Here is a 21,012-nt window from a genome sequence, read left to right as displayed (position 1 = left end):
GCGGCTGGCGATCGAGCGGACCCGGGCGCTGCTCGCCCGCCTGTAGCGCCACCGCGCAGGCAGGTTGCCCGTTTGCATAATGGAACGGGGTTCTATAGTTTCCAAACGTTGAAGCCGATCGTTTCTTTCCTCGATGGCGGGTACCGTCAGAATAAATAGCCTGCTATCGATTTGCCCTGGTGCCCGGACCCTCCGATGAACGCATCCACCTCCCCGCTGCCCGCCAGCGACCAGACCCTGCGCGGCATCCTGCTGATCTGTGCCGCGGTGTTCCTGTTCGCCAGCCACGACGGGTTGTCCAAGTTCCTTTCCGGTTTCTACCCGATCGTCATGGTGGTCTGGGCCCGCTACCTGGTGCACACCCTGCTGATGGTCGCCGTGTTCGTGCCGCGCAACGGCCTCGCGGTGATCCGCACCCGCCGTCCGCTCATGCAGTTGGCGCGGGCGCTGTGCCTGATCGGCACCAGCCTGTTCTTCACCACCGGCCTGCGCTACCTGCCCTTGGCCGAGGCGACCGCGGTGAACTTCCTGGCGCCGCTGCTGGTGACCGCGTTATCCGTGCCGTTACTGAAGGAGAAGGTCAGCCTCGGTCAATGGCTGGCGGTGCTCACCGGCTTCATCGGCGTGCTCTTCATCGTGCGTCCCGGTGGCGCGCTGTTCACCCCGGCGGCGTTGTTCCCGCTCGGCTCGGCGCTGTGCTTCGGGCTCTACCAGCTGCTCACGCGGATGCTCGCCAACAGCGACAGCCCGACCACCAGCAACTTCCTCGCCGGCATCTTCAACACGCTCATCATGAGCCTGCTGGTGCCGTTCTTCTGGCAGACCCCAAGTCTTCTCCACGGCCTGATGATGATCGCCCTGGGCGGTTGCGGCATGGGCGGCCACCTGCTGCTGACCCAGGCCTTCCGCCATGCGCCGCCGGCGACCCTGGCGCCGTTCAGCTATGGCCAGATCATCTTCGCCGGCCTGCTCGGCCTGCTGGTGTTCGGCCACGTGCCGGACGCCTGGGCGCTGCTCGGCATCCTCGTCATCTGCGCCAGCGGCCTGGTGGTCGCCTGGCGCCGTGGCCGCTGAACGCAACGGGGTCGGCGCGTAGGCTTCACAACAGGCTCAGCGGATAGCTGACGATCAGCCGGTTCTCGTCGAAGCGGGTATTGCTGCCCCAGTCGCGGCGCTGGCTGGAGTTGCGCCAGCGGACGTTGAGACGCTTGAAGGCGCCGCTCTGCAGCGTGTAGCCCAGCTCGCTCTCGCGTCCCCATTCGCTGCCGTCGTCGGTGACTCCGGCCAGGCGCACATGGTCGCCATGCAGGTAGCGGGTCATGAAGGTCAGGCCGGGTAGGCCGAGGCCAACGAAGTCGAAGTCGTAGCGCAGTTGCCAGGAGCGCTCGCCGGGATTGTCGTAGCTGGCGTTGTAGCTGTCGTTGGCCAGGGTTCCGCCGCTGGTGCCGTTGACCCGCATCCAGCCATCGTCGCCACTGACCTTCTGCAGGCCGAGATAGAGGGTATGCAGCCCGTAGCGCGCGGAGAACAGCGCGGAAACGGTGCGGTTATCGAGCTTGCCGGCGCGCGCGCTGCCAGCGTCGCGGCCACGGAAGCCGCCGAGGTTGGCGCCCAGCAGCCAGTCGCCGAGCGGCTGGCTGTGTTGCAGTTGCAGGTACTGTTGGCGGTAGATGTCCTTCAGCTCGGCGTTCCACAGGCCGAGCAGGCTGCGTTCGCCATTGAAGCGATATTCGCCGCCGGCGAAATCGAAGCGGTCGGAAGTGGCGGTTGGCCGGCCGAACAGCGACATGTCCTGCATGCTTGCGTCGTTGCGCGGGCTGTTGCCGCGGAACTGGCCGGCGTAGAGGGTCAGGCCGGCGATCTCGTTGGCGCTGAGCTGGCCGCCGCGGAAGGTCTGCGGCAGCGAGCGGCCATCGTCGGAGCGGAGGATCGGCAGCACCGGCATCCATTCGCCGATCTTCAGTTCGCTGTTCGACACGCGCAGCTTGCCGGCCACCGCCAGGCGTCCGAAGTCGTCGGCCGGGCGGCCGTCGTCGTGGGTTGGCAGCAGTTGGGTGCCGGCCGTTCCCTTGCCGCCATCCAGCTTCAGGCTGTAGAGACCGAGGACATCGAGGCCGAAGCCGACGCTGCCCTGGGTGAAGCCGGAGCGGGCGTCGAGGATGAAGCTCTGCGTCCACTCCTCGGCCTTGCCCTGGCTGGCATCGCCGACGAAGTTGCGGTGCAGGTGGAAATTGCGCGCGGTGAGGCTGGCCTTGGCATCTTCGAGGAAACCTTGCCCGGCATGGACGTGCCCGGCATGGACTGGCAGGCCGGCGCCCAGGCAGAGGGAAGCGCAGAGCGCGCGGACGTGGCTCGGGTGCGACATGGGAGTGTCCCTTCGTTCTTGTTCTCTAGGCAGGGAGGCGCCCGGCGAGCGCCGGGCGCTTGGACTCAGGCTTCGATCCGGCGCGGGGCCATGAAGTACAGCCAGGTCAGGGCGATGAAGTACATCGCCGGGATCATGGTGAAAAGCACCGCGTAGTTGTTGTTCGTCGCGGTCAGTACGCCGCCGACGATCTGGGTCATGAACATCCCGCCCAGCGCCGCGCACATGCCGCCGAAGCCGAACACCGTGCTCATCAGGTGCTTGGGCGTGTAGTCCATCACCAGGCTCCAGATGTTCGCCGTCCACGCCTGGTGTGCGCCGACCGCCAGGGCGATGGCCAGCACGGCGATCCACAGGCCGCTGGCGTTGGCGGCGAACACCACGCCGACGATGGTGCAGGCGAACAGCAGCATCGACAGCAGGCGCGCGCGGATCGCCGGCATGCCGCGGCCGATCAGCCAGGACGAAAGGATGCCGCCGCCGACGCTGCCGAAGTCGGCGGTCAACCAGATCAGGATCAGCGGGATGCCCATCTGCGTCACGCTGATGCCCAGGCCGTACTGCTGGTTGAGGAACGGCGGCAGCCAGTAGAGGTAGAACCAGAACACCGGCGCGGTGATCGAGTAGGCCAGGGCGAAGGCCCAGGTGCCGCGGCGGCGGAGAATCTGCGAGAAGGGCACGCGGGTGGCGGGCGGCTCCTCCTGCTGCTGGATGTATTCCAGCTCGCTCTGCTTCACCCGCGGATGCTCCTCGGGGTTGTAGTAGTTGCGCCACCAGAACACCAGCCAGACCAGGCCCAGCGCCGACATGCAGAGGAACGCCGCCTGCCAGCCCCAGACGCCGAGGATCAGCGGCAACAGGGCCGGGGTGACCATCGCGCCGACATTGGTGCCGGCGTTGAAGATGCCGGTGGCCACCGCCCGTTCCCCGGCGGGGAACCACAGGCGGGTGGTCTTCACGCAGGCCGGGTAGTTGGCCGCCTCGGTCAGGCCGAGGATGAAGCGGCAGACCATGAAGCCCGCCGCCGAGGTCGCCAGGCCGTGGGCGCCGGTGGCCAGGCTCCAGAGCAGCACGGCGAGGAAGAACGCGCGCTTGACCCCGACCTTGTCGATGAAGCGGCCCTGGAGGATGAAGCCGATGGCGTAGCCGACCTGGAACCAGAAGTTGATGTTGGCGTAGTCCATTGCCGTCCAGCTCATCTTCTCGGCCAGGATCGGCTGCATCACGCCGAGGGCGGCGCGATCGATGTAGTTCAGGGTGGTGGCGAAGAACACCAGGGCGAGCATGCCCCAGCGCGTCCGGCCGACGGCGAAGGCGTTGCGGATCCTGCCGCCGCGGGATTCCCGCGGGGCGTCGGCGGCGAGCAGTCGAGAGCTGGAAGAGTGGATCATTGACGGGGCCATCCTTTCGGCGGCCGGCGCCTGGGCGCCCGGCCTGGATTTGTCGTTCTGGGTTGCACGCAGGCGGGCCAGGGGCCGCGCCGGTGTCAGCGGGCCAGGGGCGGTCGGGCCGGGCGAGCGGCGAGCGGACGGGATGGAGGGCGGACGGAGAGGTCGGCGATGGACATGAGCGGGTACCCGATTCTTGAAATTGTTATGTCGCGTGGGTTGCGCAGGTGCCCGGGGAAGAAGCGCGGAGCGCTTCCGGCAGATCGGGACGGCCTGCACGGGTGGCTGCGATGGTGCGCGATTGGTCGAAAAAGCGTCAATTCGATAATCGTGCTTCCGTTCGATATTCGAACGGAATACTAACCAGTTCGTACATTTTGCGTTGCCCGTCAGTTGGCGCAAACCAATAATCGGCTTGCCGGGCGAGCGGTCTCAGCGACCCGAAGTGGCTTCCCGGCGCATCCCGCGCGGGCTATCCGCGCCTCCGCCGTTCCGCCGCCGGCCCTCGCGCGGCGCCAGGCGCCGTAGAGCGCATTGAGGAGTCGAAGCATGCAGCGTTCGATCGCCACCGTATCCCTGAGCGGCACCCTGCCGGAAAAGCTCGAGGCCATCGCCGCCACCGGTTTCGACGGGGTGGAAATCTTCGAGAACGACCTGCTTCATTACGACGGCAGCCCGCGCGACGTACGCCGGCTGTGTGCCGACCTGGGCCTGGAGATCCTGCTGTTCCAGCCGTTCCGCGACTTCGAGGGCTGCCGCCGGGAACGCCTGGGGCGAAACCTGGAGCGCGCCGAACGCAAGTTCGACCTGATGCAGGAGCTCGGCACCGACCTAATGCTGGTGTGCAGCAACGTCGCTGCCGATGCCCTCGGCGAACCGGCGCTGCTGGCCGATGACCTCCGGCAGCTGGCCGAGCGCGCCGCCGTCCGCGGCCTGCGCATCGGCTACGAGGCGCTGGCCTGGGGGCGCCAGGTGAACACCTGGGAGCAGGCCTGGGACCTGGTGCGGCGGGCCGACCAGGCGAACCTCGGGCTGATCCTCGACAGCTTCCATACCCTTTCGCTGGACGGCGATCCGCGCGGCATCGCCGATCTTCCGGGGGAAAAGATCTTCTTCGTGCAGATGGCCGACGCGCCCTTGCTGGCAATGGACGTGCTGGAATGGAGCCGGCACTTCCGCTGCTTCCCGGGTCAGGGCGGCTTCGACCTGGCAGGCTTCCTCGCGCCGGTCGTCGCGTCCGGCTATCGCGGTCCGCTGTCGCTGGAGGTCTTCAACGACGGCTTCCGCGCCGCGCCGACCCGCGCCAACGCCGTCGACGGCCTGCGCTCGCTGCTCTACCTCGAGGAGAAGACCCGCGAGCGCCTGCAACGCCAGACGCCGCACGTGGCGGTGGACGAGCTGTTCGCGCCGCCGCCGGCGAGCCTCTGCGACGGCATCGAGTTCCTCGAGTTCGCCGTCGACGAGACGCTCGGCGCGCGCCTTGGCCAGTGGTTGCAGCGACTGGGCTTCGCCAGGGCCGGCGAGCACCGTTCGAAGAATGTCAGCCTGTTGCGCCAGGGCGACATCAACCTGGTACTGAACGCCGAGCCCTATTCCTTCGCCCACGGTTTCTTCGAGGCCCACGGACCGTCCTTGTGCGCCACCGCGCTGCGCGTGCGTGACGCCGGCCAGGCGCTGGGGCGCGCTCGTGCGTACGGAGGCCAGCCGTACCGCGGACTGCTCGGCCCCAACGAGCGGGAAATCCCGGCGGTGCGCGCCCTCGACGGCAGCCTGCTGTATCTGGTCGAGCAGCACACCGAGGGCCGCAGCATCTACGACAGCGACTTCGTGACGAACGACGCCGACACCTCCGGCCTCGGCCTGCGACGCGTCGACCACGTGGCCCTGGCGCTGCCCGCCGAAGGCCTGGACAGCTGGGTGCTGTTCTACAAGAGCCTGTTCGACTTCGGCGCCGATGACGAGGTGGTGCTGCCCGACCCCTATGGCCTGGTCACCAGCCGTGCCGTGCGTAGCCCCTGCGGCAGCGTGCGCCTGCCGCTGAACATTTCCGAGGACCGCAACACCGCCATCGCCCGTTCGCTGTCCAGCTATCGCGGTTCCGGCGTGCATCACATCGCCTTCGATTGCGCCGACATCTTCGCCGCCGTGGCCCAGGCCAAGGAGGCCGGGGTCGCACTGCTGGAAATCCCGCTGAACTATTACGACGACCTCGCCGCGCGCTTCGACTTCGACGACGAGTTCCTCAGCGAACTGGCCTACTACAACGTCCTCTACGACCGCGACGCCCAGGGCGGCGAGCTGTTCCATGTGTTCACCGAGCCGTTCGAGGAGCGCTTCTTCTTCGAGATCCTCCAGCGCCGCCACGGCTACGCCGGCTACGGCGCGGCCAACGTGCCGGTGCGCCTGGCGGCGATGGCGCAAGCGCGGCGGGGTGTGCGCCGGGTCAAGCTGTGAGAATTGTCGGGGCTCCGGCAGGTGCTCTTCCTACAGCCGGGCGGGCCCCGCATAATCGGCCGCAATTCCCGCCGGCCACGAGTGAGTCACCGATGTCCAAGCCTGATCCCGCCGTCGTGGAGGAATCCGCTCCGCGCGGCAAGGGACGCAAGAACAATCCCGAGAAGACCCGCCAGGACATCCTCCGCGCCGCCATCGACGAGTTCGTCGCCCAGGGCCTCTCGGGTGCGCGGGTCGACGCCATCGCCGAGCGCACGCATACCTCGAAGCGGATGATCTATTACTACTTCGGCAGCAAGGAGCAGCTTTACCAGGCCGTGCTGGAGAAGCTCTACAGCGACATCCGCGGTATCGAGGGCACCCTGCGGCTGGGCGCGCTGCCGCCGGCCAAGGCGATGGAGAAGCTGGTGGAGTTCAGCTTCGACTACCACGACCGGCACGTGGATTTCGTGCGCATCATCAGCATCGAGAACATCCACAAGGGCGAGCACATCGCCAGCAGCGAACTGGTGCAGAGCGTCAACAGCTCGATCGTCCAGAGCATCGCCGAGATTCTCCGCCGCGGCGAAGCGGAAGGGGTGTTCCGCGCCGGGCTGGAGGCGCTCGACGTGCACATGCTGATCAGTTCGTTCTGCTTCTACCGGGTGTCCAATCGCTACACCGTGTCGCGGATCTTTCGCACCGACCTGCACGACGCCGAGGTTCGCCAGCGGCACCGGCGGATGATTGGCGAGGCGGTATTGCGCTACATCCGTGCCTGACTCCGGTCCCCTCTCCCCTTGGCGGGAGAGGGGCGCCATTCAGTCGCCCAGGCTGGCGAAGTGCGCCTGCATGCGCGCGGCGTCAGCCTCTACTCCGCTGAACAGTTCGAATGCCTTCACCGCCTGGAACACCGCCATGGTGCCGCCGTCCAGTGTGCGGCAGCCGAGGGCGCGGGCCTGGCGCAGCAGCTCGGTTTCCAGCGGAAAGTAGATCACCTCGGCGACCCACAGGTCGGCGCGCAACAGTTCCGCCGGCACCGGCATGCCGGGCAGCTTGGCCATGCCCACCGGGGTGGTGTTGACCAATCCCTGGGCGTCGCCCAGGGCGCCGGCCAGGTCGCTGCCGGCGAGCGCTCGTGGCGCGCCGAAGTGCTGGTTGAGGTTGTCCGCGAGGGCCTGGGCCCGCGCCGGGTCGACGTCGAACAGGACCAGCCGCTCGACGCCCTCGGCGAGCAGCGCGTGGGCCACTGCCGCGCCGGCGCCGCCCGCGCCCATCTGCACCACGCGCTGGCGCGGCGCGTCGGCCAGGCCGCGCCGAAAGCCCTCGGCGAAGCCCAGGCAGTCGGTGTTGTGGCCGATGCGCCGGCCATCGCGCAGCACCACGGTGTTCACCGCGCCGATGCCGCGCGCCTCGGCGGAGAGTTCGTCGAGCAGGGGGATGATCGCCTGCTTGCAGGGGAAGGTGACGTTCAGCCCGGTGAAGCCGAGGTCGCTGGCGGCGGCGAGCAGGAACTCCAGGTCGTCCGCCGACTTGCCCAGCGGGTCGAGATCGATCAGCCGGTACAGATAGCGGATGCCCTGGGCGTCGCCCTCGCGCTCGTGCAGGGCAGGGGTCCGCGACGCCTGGATGCCGGCACCGATCAGGCCGGCGAGAACCGATCGCGGCGCGCTCATGCGGCCGCCTCGAAACGCTCGGCGAAATGTTCCAGGGCCAGGCGGTAGCCGAGGCTGCCGAATCCGCAGATCACCCCCAGCGCCACCGGCGAGACGTAGGAGTGGTGGCGGAACGCTTCGCGCTGGTGGACGTTGGACAGGTGCACTTCGACCACCGGCAGTTCCACCGCGGCCAGGGCGTCGCGCAGCGCCACCGAGGTGTGGGTCCAGGCGGCGGGGTTGATGACGATGCCGGCGACGCGGCCGCGGGCCTGGTGGATCCAGTCGAGCAGTTGGCCTTCCTGGTTGGTCTGGCGGAAGTCCACGGCGAAGCCGCGCGTCTCGGCGAAGGCCGCGCATTCGTCGGCGATTTCGCCCAGGGTCCGCCGGCCGTAGGTCTGTGGCTCGCGGATGCCGAGCAGATTCAGGTTGGGGCCGTTCAGGACCAGTACCGTGCGCGTCATGGCGCAGCCTCCACAGCAATGATGTCATCGATGCCGGGAAAATGTACCGAACGGTTACTTTTTTAAACCGGACGCCGTCGCCGACGGGACGAAAGCGTTCGATTATCGGCGTCCGCTCACTCGCCTGCCGTCGGTTGCGTCGCGCCGCGGCCGCGCAGGGTCATGTCGGGTAGTGCCGAGGCCACCGCCAGGCCGAGCAGCGCCACCGCCGCGTTGACCAGGAAGAGCACCTTGAAGGCATCCGCGAGGACATGCTGGAGGATCACCCGGGCCGGCCCGCTGGCGGCGTCCAGGCTGCTCAGCAGGGCGCTCTCGGAAAAGCCCTGGTCGAGCCCGCCGCCGATCCGCAGGTGCTTGAGCAGGGCCAGCAGGATCGCTGACATCAGCGCCACCCCGACCGCCCCGCCGAGGGAGCGGAACAGCGTCGCGTTGCTGGTGGCGACGCCGATGTGGCGTTGCTCCACGGCGTTCTGCGCGGCCACCAGGCTGGTCGGGAACTGGGTACCGATGGCGATCCCGGTGAGCAGCATGCACAGCCCGGACAGCCAGTGGTCGCCGACCGGGACCAGGGCCAGGCCGGCGATGCCGCAGGGCAACAGGACGGCGCCGAGCAGGATCAGCGGCTTGTAGCGTCCCAGGCTGGCGGTCAGCCGCCCGCAGCAGTACGCGCCCAGCGGCAGGCCCATGACCAGCGGCAGCAAATGCAGCGCGGCGCTGTCGGCGCCGGCGCCGGTAACGCTCTGGTAGCGCAGCGGCACCAGCACGGTCAGCGAGATGGCCTGGAAGCTGGCGAAGAACGCAACCAGCCAACTGAGGGTGGCGGCGCGGACGGCGAACAGTTGCATCGGCACCAGCGGTTCGCGGAAGCGCCGCTCCTGGGCGACGAACAGCAGCAGGGCGAGCGCCGCCAGGGCGAACAGGCCGAGCAGCGCCGGGTCGCTCCAGGCTGCGCCCTGGCCGATCTGGGTGATGGCCAGGAGCAGCGCGGTGAGACCCACCACCATCAGCACGATGCCCAGGTAGTCGATCACCGGTTGCCGGCGCGGCACCGGCAGGCCGACCAGGGTCCGCCGCGAGATGGCCAGCGCGAGAAGGCCGATCGGCAGGTTGATCCAGAACACCCAGCGCCACGACAGGTACTCGGTGAGCAGGCCGCCGAGCACCGGGCCGGCGACGCTGGCGATGGCGTACATGCTGCTGAAGTAGCCCTGGTAGCGGCCGCGCTCGCGCGGCGGGACGATGTCGCCGATGATCGCCTGGCTCACCGCCATCAGCCCGCCCGCGCCGACCCCTTGCAGCACTCGCGCCAGCACCAGTTGGCCCATGCTCTGCGCGAGCCCGCAAAGCAGCGAGGCGGCGGTGAACACGACGATGGCGAAGAGCATCAGACGGCGGCGGCCGTAGAGGTCGCCGAGCTTGCCGTAGATCGGCATCGATACGGTCATCGCCACCATGTAGGCCGAGATCACCCAGGCCAGCAGGTCGAGGTCGGCGAAGTCGGCCGAGATCGCCGGCAGGGAGACGGCGACGATGGTCTGGTCGAGGGCGCTGAGGAAGATCGACAGCATCAGGCCGGCGAGGACGGTACGGACGGCGGGCGGGTTCTGGGCGAGATCGGACAAGACGGCACCTGGGGCGGACGGAACGCGAAGGCAGCGGGCATCATACTGCGCCTGGGGTAGGACAGGTGCCGGGGAATATCGATCCGAGGGTCGTCTTTCGTCGATATTCGCCTGCGCCAACGTTGCGTCCCGCCTTGGGAACGGTGCCCCGGCGTTGCGCCGGGGTGGCGCGGCCTACTCGATTTCCTCGTAGGGCAGGCCGACATAGTTCTCGGCGATGGTCGCCAGGCCCGCCTCGGAGCCCAGGTAGTACTCCAGTTCGGTCTGCTGGATGCGCTGGCTGAACGCGTCGGTGTCGGGGAAGCGATGCAGCACCGAAGTCATCCACCAGGAGAAGCGTTCGGCCTTCCAGATCCGCCGCAGGCAGATTGCCGAGTAGCGTTCCAGCAGTTCGCCCCGCCCTTCGCGGTAGGCCTTCAGCAGCAGCCGGTAGAGCGTGCTGACGTCGCTGGCCGCCAGGTTCAGTCCCTTGGCGCCGGTGGGCGGCACGATGTGCGCGGCGTCGCCGGCGAGGAACAGCCGGCCATGCTGCATCGGCTCGACCACGAAGCTGCGCAGCGGCGCGATGCTCTTCTCCAGCGAAGGACCGGTCACCAGTTTCTCCGCCACCTCGGCCGGGAGGCGCGCTTTCAGTTCCGTCCAGAAGCGCTCGTCGGACCAGTCCTCGACCTTCTCTGTCAATGGCACCTGTACGTAGTAGCGGCTGCGGGTCGCCGAACGCTGGCTGCACAGGGCGAAGCCGCGCGGATGGTTGGCGTAGATCAGTTCGTGGCTGACCGGCGGGGTGTCGGCGAGCAGGCCGAGCCAGCCGAACGGATAGACCCGCTCGAAGACCTTCAGCCGTTCCGCCGGGATCGATTGCCGCGAGATGCCGTGGAAGCCATCGCAGCCGGCGATGTAGTCGCAATCCAGGCGCAGCCGTTCGCCGTCGCGTTCGAAGGTCACGTAGGGGCGCTCACCTTGCAGGTCGTGCAGGCGCACCTCGGCGGCCTGGTAGACGGTAGTGGCGCCGCAGGCTTCGCGGGCTTCCATGAGGTCGCGGGTGACCTCGGTCTGGCCGTAGACCGTCACCGTCTTGCCGCCGCTCAGGCGCTTCAGGTTGATGCGCCGGCGCTGCCCGGCGAAGGCGATCTCCACGCCTTCGTGGACCAGCCCGTCGCGCGCCATGCGCCGGTCGACGCCGGCCTCGCGCAGCAGGTCGACCATACCCTGTTCCAGCACGCCGGCGCGGATGCGGCCGAGCACGTAGTCCGGGGTCTGGCGTTCGAGGATCACGTTGTCGATGCCGGCCTTGTGCAGCAACTGGCCGAGCAGGAGGCCGGACGGACCGGCGCCGATGATGGCGACTTGAGTCTTCATTGCGGATAGCCCTCTCGCTGTTATGGCTGGCCGGCGGCGCATGCGCCGGCGCTGATCTTGTCTGGAGGTGGCTGTATTTTTGTTTGCCGTGGGGTGCTATAGAAGGCAAATTGCCGATCTATTTCTGGACTTTTATAAAGTCTGTTCGGCAATCGGCCATTTCGCTCGGAGGGCTCGATGACGGATTCCACCCGCGACGTCCCGGTGTTCAAGCTCTACGGCGCGCCCCTCGAATGGCCGACCCCGGACCTGCTGCACTGCGAGTCGATCCCCGCCCGCAGTCGCCTGCACGACTGGGAGATCAAGCCGCACCGGCATGCCGATCTCGCTCAGTTGCTCTACGTGCGCAAGGGCTGGGCGCAGCTCCAGGTCGAGGGCGAGCCGACTCGCGTCGAGCAGCCCTCCATCCAGTTCGTACCGCCGTTGTGCATCCATGGCTTCCAGTTCTCCGAGCGCATCGACGGCTACGTGCTGACGCTCGCCGCACCGTTGCTGGCCCGCTTGCAGGCGCACCTCGGCGCGCAGCGCCAGGCGCTGGAAGCGCCGGGGCTGTACCCGGTGGGCGCGTACCGGCGCTATATCGACACGCTGTTCGACGCCATAGACGGCGAGTACGCCGGCGCTGCGCCGGCGCGCGAGCTGTTGTTGCAGTCGCTGATCGGCGTGCTGGCGGTGTGGCTGGGGCGGCAGGTGATGGTCCGGCGGGCGGAGGCACGGCCGGGTCGTGGTCAGGAATACCTATCGGCCTTTTCGCAACTGGTCGAGCGGCATTTCCGCGAGCACCTGGGAATCGACGAGTACGCGCGTCGCCTGGGCATCTCCCCGGCACACCTGAACAGCGTGGCGCGCCGCCTCAGCGGGCAGACCGCACTGGGCATCGTGCACCAGCGCCTGCTGCTGGAGGCCAAGCGCGACCTGGTCTACACGGCGATGACGGTGAACGAGATCGCCGACCGCCTCGGCTTCAGCGAGCCGGCCTACTTCACCCGTTTCTTCAAGCGCCTGAGCGGCGTCTCGCCGAGCGTCTTCCGCAAGGGCGACTAGTGTTCGCGGCGCAACTGGACGATCTCCAGCGCGCGCCCCTCGTCGTCACGCGGGCGTCGGCCGCTCTCGACGAAGCCGCAGCGTGCGTAGAACCCCAGCGCCTCGCGGTTGGCGGCGTAGACCTCGACCTCCAGCGCGCCCTTCAGGGTTGCCGCGTGCTCCACCAGTTGCCGGCCGATCCCGCGCCCGTGGGCCGTCGGGGCGACGAACAGGCCGCCGATGAAGGCATCGAGCAGGCCGATGAAGCCCAGCGGCGTATCGCCGTCCAGCGCCAGCCAGGTTTCCGAGGCATCCAGATAATGATCGCGAACCAGTGCCTTCTGCTTCTGCAACTCGGCTTCGCCGAGGAAACCGTGGCCGACGCGCGAGGCCTCCAGCCAGATGGCGAGGGTGGCATCGCGGTCGGCGGGAATGTAGCGGCGGATCTTCGGCGGAGAGGACATGGCGGCGGCTCGCAACGGGAACAGCCGCGGATTATCGCGTGAGCCGGCGGGAAAAGGGCAGGGCCGGCATGTACGCTTCAGTCGCCGCGGATGTACTGTTCCAGTTGCTGGATCAGCTCGGCCTGCTCGGCGATCGCCGCCTTGACCAGGTCGCCGATGGACAGCAGGCCGAGCAACTGGCCGTCTTCCACGACCGGCAGGTGGCGCAGGTGGCGATCGGTCATCAGGTTCATGCAGGTGTCGACGCTCTGCTTCGAGTCCACGCTGACCACCGGCGCGCTCATGATCGCGCTGATCGGCGTACCGATGGACGAACGGCCCTTGAGGACCATCTTGCGCGCGTAGTCGCGCTCGCTGACCACCCCGACCACCTCGCCATGGTTCACCACCAGCAGCGCGCCGATGTTCTTTTCCGCCATCAGGCGCAGGGCGTCGAGCACCATCTCGTCCGGTCCGATGGTGTACACCTGCTGGTTCTGCTTGGCGTTCAACAGTTGTGCCACGGTTTTCATGCGCGCCCCTCCGGAGCCGTTCTCACGTCCAGCAAGAATCGTAGACGGCGAGCGGATCGGCAAGCGGGGAAAACGGCATCGAACCGATTGAAAAACGTCATCGCCGGCTTCCCCGACGAAGGTAGGGCCTGGCGACGGGCCTCTTGCTCCGGTTGTCCGGCGACCTAATGCAGTATCCGCTCGAACCCTTCCGGACGTAGGCCGGTGACGTAGCAATGGCGATGCCGGTCGAGGCTGAGCGGATGTCCGGCGTCGTTCAGCACTTCGGCGATGCCTTCCAGGTGCTTGTTCACTTTCACCTGGTATTCCTGCTCGGTTAGCGGCACGACCCAGAGCAGGTCGACCGGATGGGCGGACAGGTCGAAACCGTCGAACAGGGCGGCATCTTCGCCCAGCGGGGTCGGCAGGAGAAGGAAGTGACGCAGCAGGCTGTGCTCGTAGAGCGGGAAACCGAATGCCACGCTGTGTCCGTGGCCGAGGGCCAGGCGTTCGTGGAACGGCAGGCCGGCGAGCCACTGCAGGTGGCGCAGGTCCTCACCGCCGAGGACGTCAAGGTAGCAGATCAGCTCGCTGGACCAGCGCGCGCTGCCCATATAGGGCGCGAAGTGCATCCGTGCCTGGCTCATCCCCGCGGTGATCACCACGTGGTGCGGGCGCCGGCTGCTTTCCAGGCGGTAGCCGAACACCGCCATTTCCGGTGCCGTCACGCAGTGCCTCCAGAAGTCACGGCAGTCCAGGACGATGCTCGGCGCACAGCCGAAATGGTCGTCGTATTTCTCGCGCAGCCGGGCGATGTAGTCGTTCATCTTCAGTCCTCGGAGTGGGGCGGGTAGGGCCGGACATGGGCAGGCGCCGGGGGCGCGTCCGTTGCCATGCGAGGGCAATCCAGTCATGGCCGATCCTCGTTGCCGTTGGGTGACCAATGGAATGCGAACGGCGACTGCCGAGAAATCGGCTCGTTCCGAGAGAGGCGAGAGGCTTTCCTTCTTGGTGCGTAGGAAAGCGCTGAGGGCAGCTGAGGGTATCTGTCGGGAACGGAAAAAAGCCCGTCGGGAACGGGCGAAGAGGGAAGCTTACCAGGGCAGCGGGAAGTGGCCTTCCGCGCGCAGGTAGTCAGGATCGGGGGTGAACGGGTCGATCTTCTGCCGCTCGCTGCAACCCTGGCGTTCGCAGTCCCGCAGGCGCTGCAACGGCGAGCGGTCGTCGCGCTGGATGCGGATGCCTGTGACAGGCGCGTCCTCGGAAAAGCTGTAGCTGCGGCCGCTCTCGCAACCGGGCAGGGTCAGGCAAAGGCAGAGGAGCAGGGTGGTGTGCGGGTGTCGTGGCATTGCGGGTCGAATGGGCTTGCGAAGGCCGCCCATGCTATCAGTCGGCCAGCAAATAGGGGGCCGGATGGTCAGTCCATGACCGGGATGAGAGTTGCTTCGCAAACCCGGAGATGCCCTCGAAAGGCTATTGCGTCACGCGGGAAAGCCCGTCGAAGGCCCGCAGCAACTTGCCCAGGGCGAGGGTCAGCGCCTCTTCTTCCGGGCCGGCGCCGAGAGCCGCCAGCAGCCTTTCGTCGAGCCCTGCGACCTGTGCCAGGGCCTGCTCGAACACCGCCTGTGCCGCGGGGCTGCGGCGCACCAGCACGGCGCGACCGTCGTCCGGGTCCGGCAGGCGGCTGACCCAGCCGCGCCGCACCAGCCGTTCGATGGTCCGGCCCAGCGCGGTGCGGTCGGTCTGCGAGTGCTCGATGAGCACGCTCATCGGCACGTCACCGTCGAAGGCGTGGATGATCCGCAACGCACGCCATTCATGCAGCCCCAGTTCGAGAGGGGCAAGCAGGGCGGTGAGTTGCCGTTCGCGCTGGCGGACGATCTCCGTCATCAGGTACAGCGGGCCTTGGGGCAGCCCCAGTGCGTTCGTCTCGGTCATTGGCCCGGTCACCTTCCTCGATCCTCTTTCGCCAGGGCGGGGATTGTAGCGCTCAGGCGTCGGCGAATCCGTAGTCGCTCCAGCGTTCTTCGACTCGCCTGCGCAGCGCCGTCGGATAGGCGTGGCGGAACGACGCCGTAGCGGCACGCATTTGCCCGGCGAACTGTTCCGGGTACAGGCAGTTGATCACCAGCCGACCGCCGCTGCCTCGTGCCTTGTCCTCGGCATCGAGGTAGGGAACCATCGGGAAGTCACGGATCTGCGGGAAGGCGAAATGGTCGTGCAGCGGATGCGCGCGGGTCGCCAGCGCCCATACCACCTGGTCGATCTCGGTGACGTCGATGTCGTTGCCGACCAGGATCAGCTTCGGCACCAGGTGCCCGGCATGCGAGCCGAAGACGGTCTCGGCGACCCGTGCGGCGAAGGCCGCGGCGTCGGTGCCCAGGGCCGCCAGGCGCTGCACGTCGATCGACAGCACGGCCCAGCAGGTCGCCGCCTCGTAGGAGCACCAGGCCATGTCCACCGGCAGTCCGGCGTTCTGCGCCACGTCCAGCAGTTGCGCGGAAATCATGGTGCCCCAGATGGTGTGGTTTTCCTCCGGTGGCGTGCCGGCGACGCAGATCGGCAGGATCGGCTGGTCGCGGAAGCTCAGCGCATGGACGTGGAACAGCGGCTGCGGCTTGCCGGTGGGGAAGGAATAGCCGTGGTATTCGCCCATCGGGCCTTCCAGTGCGGTTTCGTCGAGGCTGATCTCGCCCTCCAGGACGATCTCGGCATTGGCCGGAACCCACAGGCCGTTGGTCTGCGTGCGCACCACCTCCACCGGCTCGCCGACCAGGGCGCCTACGTAGCCGGCTTCGCTGACCCCCTCCGGCAACGGCATACCGGCCGCCGCGAGTGCCGCCGGCGGTGCGCCGAGGGCCATCGCCCAGGGCGTTGGCTTGCCCTGGCGGCGCCACTGCTCGCGGATGATGCCGATGTGCTGGGTGGGAATGGTCGGACCCGCCAGGGTGTTGCGGTCCACCAGCATCAGCCGGCCCACCGACCAGCTGTCCCAACTGCCGTCCGGCGTCTGTACCACGTGGAAACCGTAGGTGCCGAAATAGCGGCCGCCGTCCTGCTCATGGAGCAAGGGGACCGGGAAGCGGGTCAGGTCCACCTGCTCGCCGAGCCAGACGTTTTCCTGCACCGGCCCGCGCTCCAGCCGGCGCGGCGCGATCGGTTCCGCGCGCATCGCGGCGCGCAGCGTGGCCACGATGTCCCGTGGCCCGCTGTGTTCCGGCAGGCCGAAATGCAGCGCCAGGCGCGAATGGGCGCGGGCCCTGTCGGCGCGCAGGCCGGCCGGCGCGCCCAGTACCCGCGCGCCGGGCAGGCTGTCGCGGATGTTGTGGAACAGCGGGGCGGGTGCGCGGCGTTCGTAGACCCGGCGGGTGATGGCGCCGATCTCCAGGTTGGCGTCGACCTCGGTGTGCACGTCCACCAGGTCACCCTGGCGACGCAGGTGGTCGATGAAGTGGCGGAAATCCAGGGCGCTGCGGTTCATCGGCTCGCCACTCCATATAAGTGCGTGTGCACGCATCCTATTGAATGGTTCCAGGCGAGGTCAAGAAGTGCTGCGCTCCGTTCCGGGGATTCGTCGGGCCGTCGTGGCACGCGGCAAACCCCGCAGTGGCCGCTCAACGCACCATATAGTCCATCTGCCATGGCCGCGGAATCACCAGTGCCAGCAACGCGAGAAGAGCCGCCAGCGCTGCGCTCGCCGCCATCGCCGCGAGGCCCAGTTGCTGTTCCAGTAGGGCGCCGAGCACCGCGCCGACGCACATGCCGCTCCAGGGCACCAGTTGCACCCGCCAGCCGTTGCGCCGCTCGCCCAGCAGCCAGCGGCCGAGGCCGCGGCCGAAGCGGGAGAGGGCGCCGGTGACGTAGGTCAGGCCGATGGGCAGGCCGTTGACCTGCTCGACCACGGCGTTGAGCATGCCCATGGCGAGGATCGCGGCGACCAGCGCCGGCACGTTCCAGTCGAATGGCCAGACCGCCGACAACGCCAGCAGCATCGCGCAGCAGACCAGGATCGGCGCCGCCCGGCGCCCGCTGAAGCGCGCCAGTATCACTCCCAGCGCGTTGCCGACGACGAAACTGGCCAGGGCGACGCTCAGCCGCACCAGCCCGCCGAAGTCGCCCTCGCCCAGCGATACCGCCAGGCGCGTGGTGTTGCCGCTCATGAAGGAAACGAAGTCGCCGGTGGCGAGGAAACCGATGGCGTCGGTCATGCCTGCCAGTACCGACAGCCCGGCCACCAGGCCGAGCCCGACACGCCCGCGCGTTCGCCGCAAACGAAGGCGCCGCGCGCTGCTACCCACCATGCTGTCTGGAAGCATCCGGAGAAACCACCCGCAGGAAGAGAAGGTCCGCCCCAGTGCGGACTCCCGATCTTAAGGCTCTCCCCAGGGAAAAGGCCAGGGGCGAGGCGGAGCGTCTGGGGCCGAAGATCCTGGGCAATCGGCAATGACAGTGCGGGGCGGGGCCTCAGATATCGAATACCGGTACCTGGTTTCCACCCAGTACCTCGATCTTGTCGGTCCGGTAGACCACCATCGCCTTGCTGCAGGTCACCGTGGAACGACCCTCTTTGCTGGCATTGAGATACACCGTGCCCTTGCCGGCGTAGACCGCTCTCGCGTTGGCGGCGATGCGCAGCTCGAGGGCCGCCGCTTCTCCGTCCTCGTCCCCGGCGAAGTCGCACCCGTAGAGGGCGATGGCCAGTTCCTTGCCGAACAGTTCGAGAAGGGTCGCACCAAAGGCCTGGGGCTCGACGAACTGCTTGCCCTGGACACGCCGGGCCATGACGTCCGCGGTGCTATCGCCGTGGGGGTTGCCCAGCCAGAGTTGGCCAGCCGTGCCGTGGGTGGCGATGAGGATCGTATCGATGAAGTACTGTTCGCCGCTCTCCGCGGCAACCTTGCCTAGATCCCGAACCAACTGGGCGTAGTTGGTATCGGCCTTGATCGCGAAGGCCGGCTTGTAGAGCTTGTTCCGCGCATAGGCGACGACCGCCTCCGCGAAGGCGCTGCCGGAGTCGCCTCTCCGGATCTCCTGCTGGAAGTCGTGGTAGATGACCAGGACCGCCCCTTTCCTGACCGGGCCGCTGAGCCCTCCCTTGACGATGTCGAGGGCGAAACGGAAATTGGCGCTGAGCACCTGGGACGCATGGGTAGGAAAGGTATCCGTATCGGTCAGCAGTTCCACTTCGGTACCGACCAGCACCTCCTTTCGTTCGTCGCCCTCCGCCCAGGGCGTGTCGTCCACATCCGTTCCGTAGATCCTTGCGTCCAGGTCGACCTCGACGAGCGTACTCACTGTGAAGGGCACCAGAAGCTCTTCCGGGCCGAGTCGATTCTTGACCACGGCGCCCTTGCCTTGCTTGGCGATTTTCGTGACTACGCCATGCCATGAGCGCATCCTGTTGCTCCTGTGGGAGTCCTGGTAGGAACGGCATCCGAGCATGCAGAACTATAGACGTGAAACGGCCAGCCCCGAGGAACTATCCGCCGATCGACCCTTCATCTGACCCCGGCCTTGGGTGCCATTCCCGGCCGGACAGGATCGGTTGCTCTGGTCTCTGTGGCGAGGGAGAGGCGCTGCTCGGCGGAGCGGGTGGCGGCGAGGCAGGTCTGAAAGCAAAAAGCCCGCACAAGGCGGGCTTCTGGAATCCGGCGGCCTCTAACCTGCATTGTAAGGTGATGATAAATAAGTATTTACTGTTATGATTTTTTTCTGGCATACACAGAGGCATACACGATGCGCGCTGCTGGGCCATTTATGCGTCTCGATTGATCAATATGTGACCAACCTTTTTGCCGGCCGAGCTGAGTGAATTCGTGAGGTAATGCAAGGATTGCGGCGAGGTGCTATAGCTAGTGCGAGAGCAGAAGTGGCAATGAGTACTGTATTTTTGTACAGTATGCGTGATCTGTAGGTTGCCTCCTTTGGTCTGGCTTAGCCTGAACTGATTGCTGGCGAGCTTGACTAAATTTTGAGCAGCCCCATAATCCGCCACCATTTGCTACACCGCCTAAGGGATAGGCAAGAGAGGTTTGACGTGATCTTCAGTGAACAGAAAGTGGCTCACATGGCAGCTTTCTTTTTGGCGAGTGCCGAAGGGCCGCTGCCTCATCTCACGCTGATCAAACTGCTGTACCTGGCAGACCGAGAGTCGATGGCTCGTTTCGACGTTCCCATGTCGGACGATCGAGCTGTTTCCATGCCCCATGGGCCTGTCCTTTCCTCGACGCTAGACCTCATCAAGGGGCGTTTGCGCTCTGAGGTTTGGAGCGCTTGGATTTCTCCGTTGGTGGATCACGAGGTCCGTCTGGTCCATGACGTGGAGAATTGGGACGATCTGGATGAGTTGAGCCGATCGGATCGCAGCATTTTGGAATCGGTCTGGCAAGAGTTTGGCCACATGACCAAGTACCAATTGCGGGACTACACCCACCATCACATTGGTGAGTGGCACGACCCCCACGGCTCTTCCAGGGACATTGATCCAAAGGATACTTTCATGGCGCTTGGTCAAAGCGAGGAGCTGGCGGAGATCAAGGCGCGCGATCTTGCTGAGCGCCGTCGGCACGGTAGGAAGCTGTCTGAGTTCATTTGATGCCAGGGAACGTATTTCAGAAGGGAACTCTGCTAATCCCCACCGGGGGTGCGAATCACCTGCACTTCGTGATGAATGACCCCGTGTACTGCCCGGTTCTTGGGTATGACGCGGTGTTGCTTGTCAACATCTCGACTGTCTATCCAGATAAGTATTTCGATCAGTCATGCATTCTAAAGAAGGGTTGTCATCCCTTTGTTCTGCGCGACAGCTGGGTCGTATACCGCGAGGCAGGCCCTTTCAACCTTGCACGGCTTGAGCAAGGGGTAGCGCAGAAGTCCATCAAGACGCATCAGCCCATCAACGCAGGCGATTTCACTCGGATTCGGGCAGGCTTCGACATCTCGCCCGACGTCAAAATCAAAGTTGAGCGGTTCATGAGGCAGCACAAGATTTAGTGCACCTGCCGCGCGGGTCTGAGGTTCGACCCCTCTCCGGGACACCAGCATTTCCGCAGCGTCCAGCCGTTCTGGCTAATTTCCCTATCTGCGCTTACCAGCACGCTACCAGCAGCAGGCAATTACGGCACCTTGTTGGTCTTCCACGGGATGCGGTTGACCTGCCCCCAGTTTTAGTACCGCTGCCTAGTTAGTAAGCCCTGGGGTTGATATTAATTTTTCCTGCTTCAGCTGCTGCTGGCGAGTTCGCCAACTTGCAGCAAATTCTGCCGGGGTGAGATTGCCAATCGCGCTGTGCGGTCGGTGTTCGTTGTAATCCCGCCGCCAGGCCGCGATGCGGATTCTCGCTTCGGCCAGCGAATAGAACCAGTGCTCACTGAGGCATTCGTCCCGGAACTTACCGTTGAACGACTTGATGAAGGCATTCTGCGTGGGCTTACCAGGCTGAATCAGCTTCAGCTTGATGTCGCGCTGATAGGCCCATTGATCGAGTGCCTTGCCGGTGAACTCGGGCCCTTGGTCGGTGCGGCTCGCTTTCGGGTAGCCGCGAAACCGCGCCATCTCGTCCAGCGCCCGTGTGACGCGAAAGCCGCTGATACCGTGCTCCACCAGGATGCCGACCGACTCCTTGGTGAAGTCATCGACCACCGTCAGGCATTTGATCCGCCGCCCGGTGCTCAGTGCATCGAAGACGAAGTCCATCGACCAGACCTGGTTTGGTGCGCTCGGCAAACTCAGACGTTCGCGCTCCACCG

21 protein-coding genes are annotated in these 21,012 nt (G+C 66.4%); 6 read left to right on the top strand and 15 right to left on the bottom strand.

Features of this window, described 5'->3' with window-relative positions; genetic code table 11:
• Nucleotides 1–195 precede the first annotated feature (195 nt).
• Nucleotides 196–1,074: a DMT family transporter gene (locus tag HMPREF2581_RS06595; RefSeq protein ID WP_003121656.1), complete on the top strand. Its 879-nt coding sequence runs from the start codon at nucleotides 196–198 to the stop codon at nucleotides 1,072–1,074.
• Nucleotides 1,075–1,099: 25 nt separating this feature from the next.
• Here the strand turns inward: HMPREF2581_RS06595 and HMPREF2581_RS06590 are convergent, their stop codons facing one another.
• Nucleotides 1,100–2,365: an OprD family porin gene (locus HMPREF2581_RS06590; protein WP_003133066.1), complete on the bottom strand. Its 1,266-nt coding sequence runs from the start codon at nucleotides 2,363–2,365 to the stop codon at nucleotides 1,100–1,102.
• A gap of 65 nt (nucleotides 2,366–2,430) precedes the next feature.
• Complete coding sequence (locus tag HMPREF2581_RS06585) at nucleotides 2,431–3,756, bottom strand: MFS transporter (RefSeq protein ID WP_003101861.1); 1,326 nt, start codon at nucleotides 3,754–3,756, stop codon at nucleotides 2,431–2,433.
• A gap of 546 nt (nucleotides 3,757–4,302) precedes the next feature.
• On the opposite strand from HMPREF2581_RS06585, the gene quiC reads away from it, so the two are divergent.
• Complete coding sequence (gene quiC / locus HMPREF2581_RS06580) at nucleotides 4,303–6,207, top strand: 3-dehydroshikimate dehydratase QuiC (protein WP_003137117.1); 1,905 nt, start codon at nucleotides 4,303–4,305, stop codon at nucleotides 6,205–6,207.
• A gap of 92 nt (nucleotides 6,208–6,299) precedes the next feature.
• Nucleotides 6,300–6,968 (top strand): TetR/AcrR family transcriptional regulator, encoded by a 669-nt coding sequence (locus HMPREF2581_RS06575; RefSeq protein WP_003101858.1) that lies wholly within the window; start codon nucleotides 6,300–6,302, stop codon nucleotides 6,966–6,968.
• Nucleotides 6,969–7,007: 39 nt separating this feature from the next.
• Here the strand turns inward: HMPREF2581_RS06575 and HMPREF2581_RS06570 are convergent, their stop codons facing one another.
• From HMPREF2581_RS06570 to pobA, 4 genes are all read right to left on the bottom strand, one after another.
• Nucleotides 7,008–7,862: a shikimate dehydrogenase gene (locus HMPREF2581_RS06570; RefSeq protein ID WP_003137120.1), complete on the bottom strand. Its 855-nt coding sequence runs from the start codon at nucleotides 7,860–7,862 to the stop codon at nucleotides 7,008–7,010.
• A complete protein-coding gene (gene aroQ / locus HMPREF2581_RS06565; RefSeq protein ID WP_003137122.1) occupies nucleotides 7,859–8,305 on the bottom strand; it encodes a type II 3-dehydroquinate dehydratase in 447 nt (148 codons plus the stop codon). The genes HMPREF2581_RS06570 and aroQ overlap by 4 nt, the downstream gene beginning before the upstream one ends.
• Before the next feature lie 116 nt (nucleotides 8,306–8,421).
• Nucleotides 8,422–9,927 (bottom strand): MDR family MFS transporter, encoded by a 1,506-nt coding sequence (locus HMPREF2581_RS06560; protein ID WP_003137124.1) that lies wholly within the window; start codon nucleotides 9,925–9,927, stop codon nucleotides 8,422–8,424.
• 174 nt (nucleotides 9,928–10,101) lie between these two features.
• On the bottom strand, nucleotides 10,102–11,286 hold the full coding sequence (gene pobA, locus HMPREF2581_RS06555) for a 4-hydroxybenzoate 3-monooxygenase (protein WP_003137126.1): 1,185 nt from the start codon (nucleotides 11,284–11,286) through the stop codon (nucleotides 10,102–10,104).
• A gap of 177 nt (nucleotides 11,287–11,463) precedes the next feature.
• On the opposite strand from pobA, the gene HMPREF2581_RS06550 reads away from it, so the two are divergent.
• Nucleotides 11,464–12,330, top strand: coding sequence for a helix-turn-helix domain-containing protein (locus tag HMPREF2581_RS06550; RefSeq protein WP_003137128.1), 867 nt, complete (start codon nucleotides 11,464–11,466; stop codon nucleotides 12,328–12,330).
• Here the strand turns inward: HMPREF2581_RS06550 and HMPREF2581_RS06545 are convergent.
• The 8 genes from HMPREF2581_RS06545 to HMPREF2581_RS06510 all read right to left on the bottom strand — a co-directional run bounded on the left by HMPREF2581_RS06545 (nucleotide 12,327) and on the right by HMPREF2581_RS06510 (nucleotide 18,661).
• Complete coding sequence (locus tag HMPREF2581_RS06545; RefSeq protein ID WP_003084100.1) at nucleotides 12,327–12,773, bottom strand: GNAT family N-acetyltransferase; 447 nt, start codon at nucleotides 12,771–12,773, stop codon at nucleotides 12,327–12,329. The two genes, HMPREF2581_RS06550 and HMPREF2581_RS06545, sit on opposite strands and share 4 nt — an antisense overlap.
• A 77-nt stretch (nucleotides 12,774–12,850) precedes the next feature.
• Entirely contained in the window at nucleotides 12,851–13,285 is a 435-nt protein-coding gene (locus HMPREF2581_RS06540) for a CBS domain-containing protein (protein ID WP_003084101.1), read from the bottom strand.
• A gap of 164 nt (nucleotides 13,286–13,449) precedes the next feature.
• Nucleotides 13,450–14,091, bottom strand: coding sequence for a suppressor of fused domain protein (locus HMPREF2581_RS06535; RefSeq protein WP_003106166.1), 642 nt, complete (start codon nucleotides 14,089–14,091; stop codon nucleotides 13,450–13,452).
• Nucleotides 14,092–14,358: 267 nt separating this feature from the next.
• A complete protein-coding gene (locus tag HMPREF2581_RS06530) occupies nucleotides 14,359–14,646 on the bottom strand; it encodes a hypothetical protein (protein WP_003137130.1) in 288 nt (95 codons plus the stop codon).
• A gap of 91 nt (nucleotides 14,647–14,737) precedes the next feature.
• Nucleotides 14,738–15,214, bottom strand: coding sequence for a MarR family winged helix-turn-helix transcriptional regulator (locus HMPREF2581_RS06525; protein ID WP_003118626.1), 477 nt, complete (start codon nucleotides 15,212–15,214; stop codon nucleotides 14,738–14,740).
• A 40-nt stretch (nucleotides 15,215–15,254) separates the two neighbouring features.
• Nucleotides 15,255–16,745 carry a UbiD family decarboxylase HudA gene (gene hudA, locus HMPREF2581_RS06520; protein WP_003137133.1) on the bottom strand — a complete coding sequence of 497 codons (1,491 nt, stop codon included), beginning with the start codon at nucleotides 16,743–16,745 and terminating at the stop codon, nucleotides 15,255–15,257.
• Nucleotides 16,746–16,878: 133 nt separating this feature from the next.
• On the bottom strand, nucleotides 16,879–17,565 hold the full coding sequence (locus HMPREF2581_RS06515) for a YoaK family protein (RefSeq protein WP_003106170.1): 687 nt from the start codon (nucleotides 17,563–17,565) through the stop codon (nucleotides 16,879–16,881).
• A 163-nt stretch (nucleotides 17,566–17,728) separates the two neighbouring features.
• The gene (locus HMPREF2581_RS06510) at nucleotides 17,729–18,661 is read right to left on the bottom strand and encodes a hypothetical protein (protein WP_003084116.1); all 933 of its coding nucleotides are present in this window, start codon (nucleotides 18,659–18,661) and stop codon (nucleotides 17,729–17,731) included.
• Nucleotides 18,662–19,301: 640 nt separating this feature from the next.
• Between HMPREF2581_RS06510 and HMPREF2581_RS06505 the strand changes: the two genes are divergently transcribed.
• Nucleotides 19,302–19,859, top strand: coding sequence for a Panacea domain-containing protein (locus HMPREF2581_RS06505; protein WP_023107584.1), 558 nt, complete (start codon nucleotides 19,302–19,304; stop codon nucleotides 19,857–19,859).
• Between the two features lie 71 nt (nucleotides 19,860–19,930).
• Nucleotides 19,931–20,257, top strand: a complete 327-nt coding sequence (locus HMPREF2581_RS06500; RefSeq protein ID WP_170868735.1) for a hypothetical protein — start codon at nucleotides 19,931–19,933, stop codon at nucleotides 20,255–20,257.
• A gap of 186 nt (nucleotides 20,258–20,443) precedes the next feature.
• Here the strand turns inward: HMPREF2581_RS06500 and HMPREF2581_RS06495 are convergent.
• A partial coding sequence (locus tag HMPREF2581_RS06495) for an IS3 family transposase (protein WP_070867309.1) occupies nucleotides 20,444–21,012 on the bottom strand: 569 nt, incomplete at its 5' end.

It is taken from the genome of Pseudomonas sp. HMSC057H01 (assembly GCF_001836405.1).
GTDB lineage: Bacteria > Pseudomonadota > Gammaproteobacteria > Pseudomonadales > Pseudomonadaceae > Pseudomonas > Pseudomonas aeruginosa.
The sequence above is the reverse complement of the archived record's forward strand: the minus strand, read 5'-3'. Positions and strand labels throughout refer to the sequence as shown.

Bases quoted from the DNA above. Each gene is read 5' to 3' on its own strand.
- HMPREF2581_RS06540 (WP_003084101.1), bottom strand. From the start codon at position 13,285: ATGAAAACCGTGGCACAACTGTTGAACGCCAAGCAGAACCAGCAGGTG.
- HMPREF2581_RS06550 (WP_003137128.1), top strand. From the start codon at position 11,464: ATGACGGATTCCACCCGCGACGTCCCGGTGTTCAAGCTCTACGGCGCG.
- HMPREF2581_RS06575 (WP_003101858.1), top strand. From the start codon at position 6,300: ATGTCCAAGCCTGATCCCGCCGTCGTGGAGGAATCCGCTCCGCGCGGC.
- HMPREF2581_RS06545 (WP_003084100.1), bottom strand. From the start codon at position 12,773: ATGTCCTCTCCGCCGAAGATCCGCCGCTACATTCCCGCCGACCGCGAT.
- HMPREF2581_RS06500 (WP_170868735.1), top strand. From the start codon at position 19,931: ATGAATGACCCCGTGTACTGCCCGGTTCTTGGGTATGACGCGGTGTTG.
- HMPREF2581_RS06530 (WP_003137130.1), bottom strand. From the start codon at position 14,646: ATGGGCGGCCTTCGCAAGCCCATTCGACCCGCAATGCCACGACACCCG.
- quiC (WP_003137117.1), top strand. From the start codon at position 4,303: ATGCAGCGTTCGATCGCCACCGTATCCCTGAGCGGCACCCTGCCGGAA.
- hudA (WP_003137133.1), bottom strand. From the start codon at position 16,745: ATGAACCGCAGCGCCCTGGATTTCCGCCACTTCATCGACCACCTGCGT.
- pobA (WP_003137126.1), bottom strand. From the start codon at position 11,286: ATGAAGACTCAAGTCGCCATCATCGGCGCCGGTCCGTCCGGCCTCCTG.
- HMPREF2581_RS06585 (WP_003101861.1), bottom strand. From the start codon at position 3,756: ATGATCCACTCTTCCAGCTCTCGACTGCTCGCCGCCGACGCCCCGCGG.
- HMPREF2581_RS06535 (WP_003106166.1), bottom strand. From the start codon at position 14,091: ATGAACGACTACATCGCCCGGCTGCGCGAGAAATACGACGACCATTTC.
- HMPREF2581_RS06515 (WP_003106170.1), bottom strand. From the start codon at position 17,565: ATGGTGGGTAGCAGCGCGCGGCGCCTTCGTTTGCGGCGAACGCGCGGG.
- HMPREF2581_RS06590 (WP_003133066.1), bottom strand. From the start codon at position 2,365: ATGTCGCACCCGAGCCACGTCCGCGCGCTCTGCGCTTCCCTCTGCCTG.
- aroQ (WP_003137122.1), bottom strand. From the start codon at position 8,305: ATGACGCGCACGGTACTGGTCCTGAACGGCCCCAACCTGAATCTGCTC.
- HMPREF2581_RS06510 (WP_003084116.1), bottom strand. From the start codon at position 18,661: ATGCGCTCATGGCATGGCGTAGTCACGAAAATCGCCAAGCAAGGCAAG.
- HMPREF2581_RS06595 (WP_003121656.1), top strand. From the start codon at position 196: ATGAACGCATCCACCTCCCCGCTGCCCGCCAGCGACCAGACCCTGCGC.
- HMPREF2581_RS06570 (WP_003137120.1), bottom strand. From the start codon at position 7,862: ATGAGCGCGCCGCGATCGGTTCTCGCCGGCCTGATCGGTGCCGGCATC.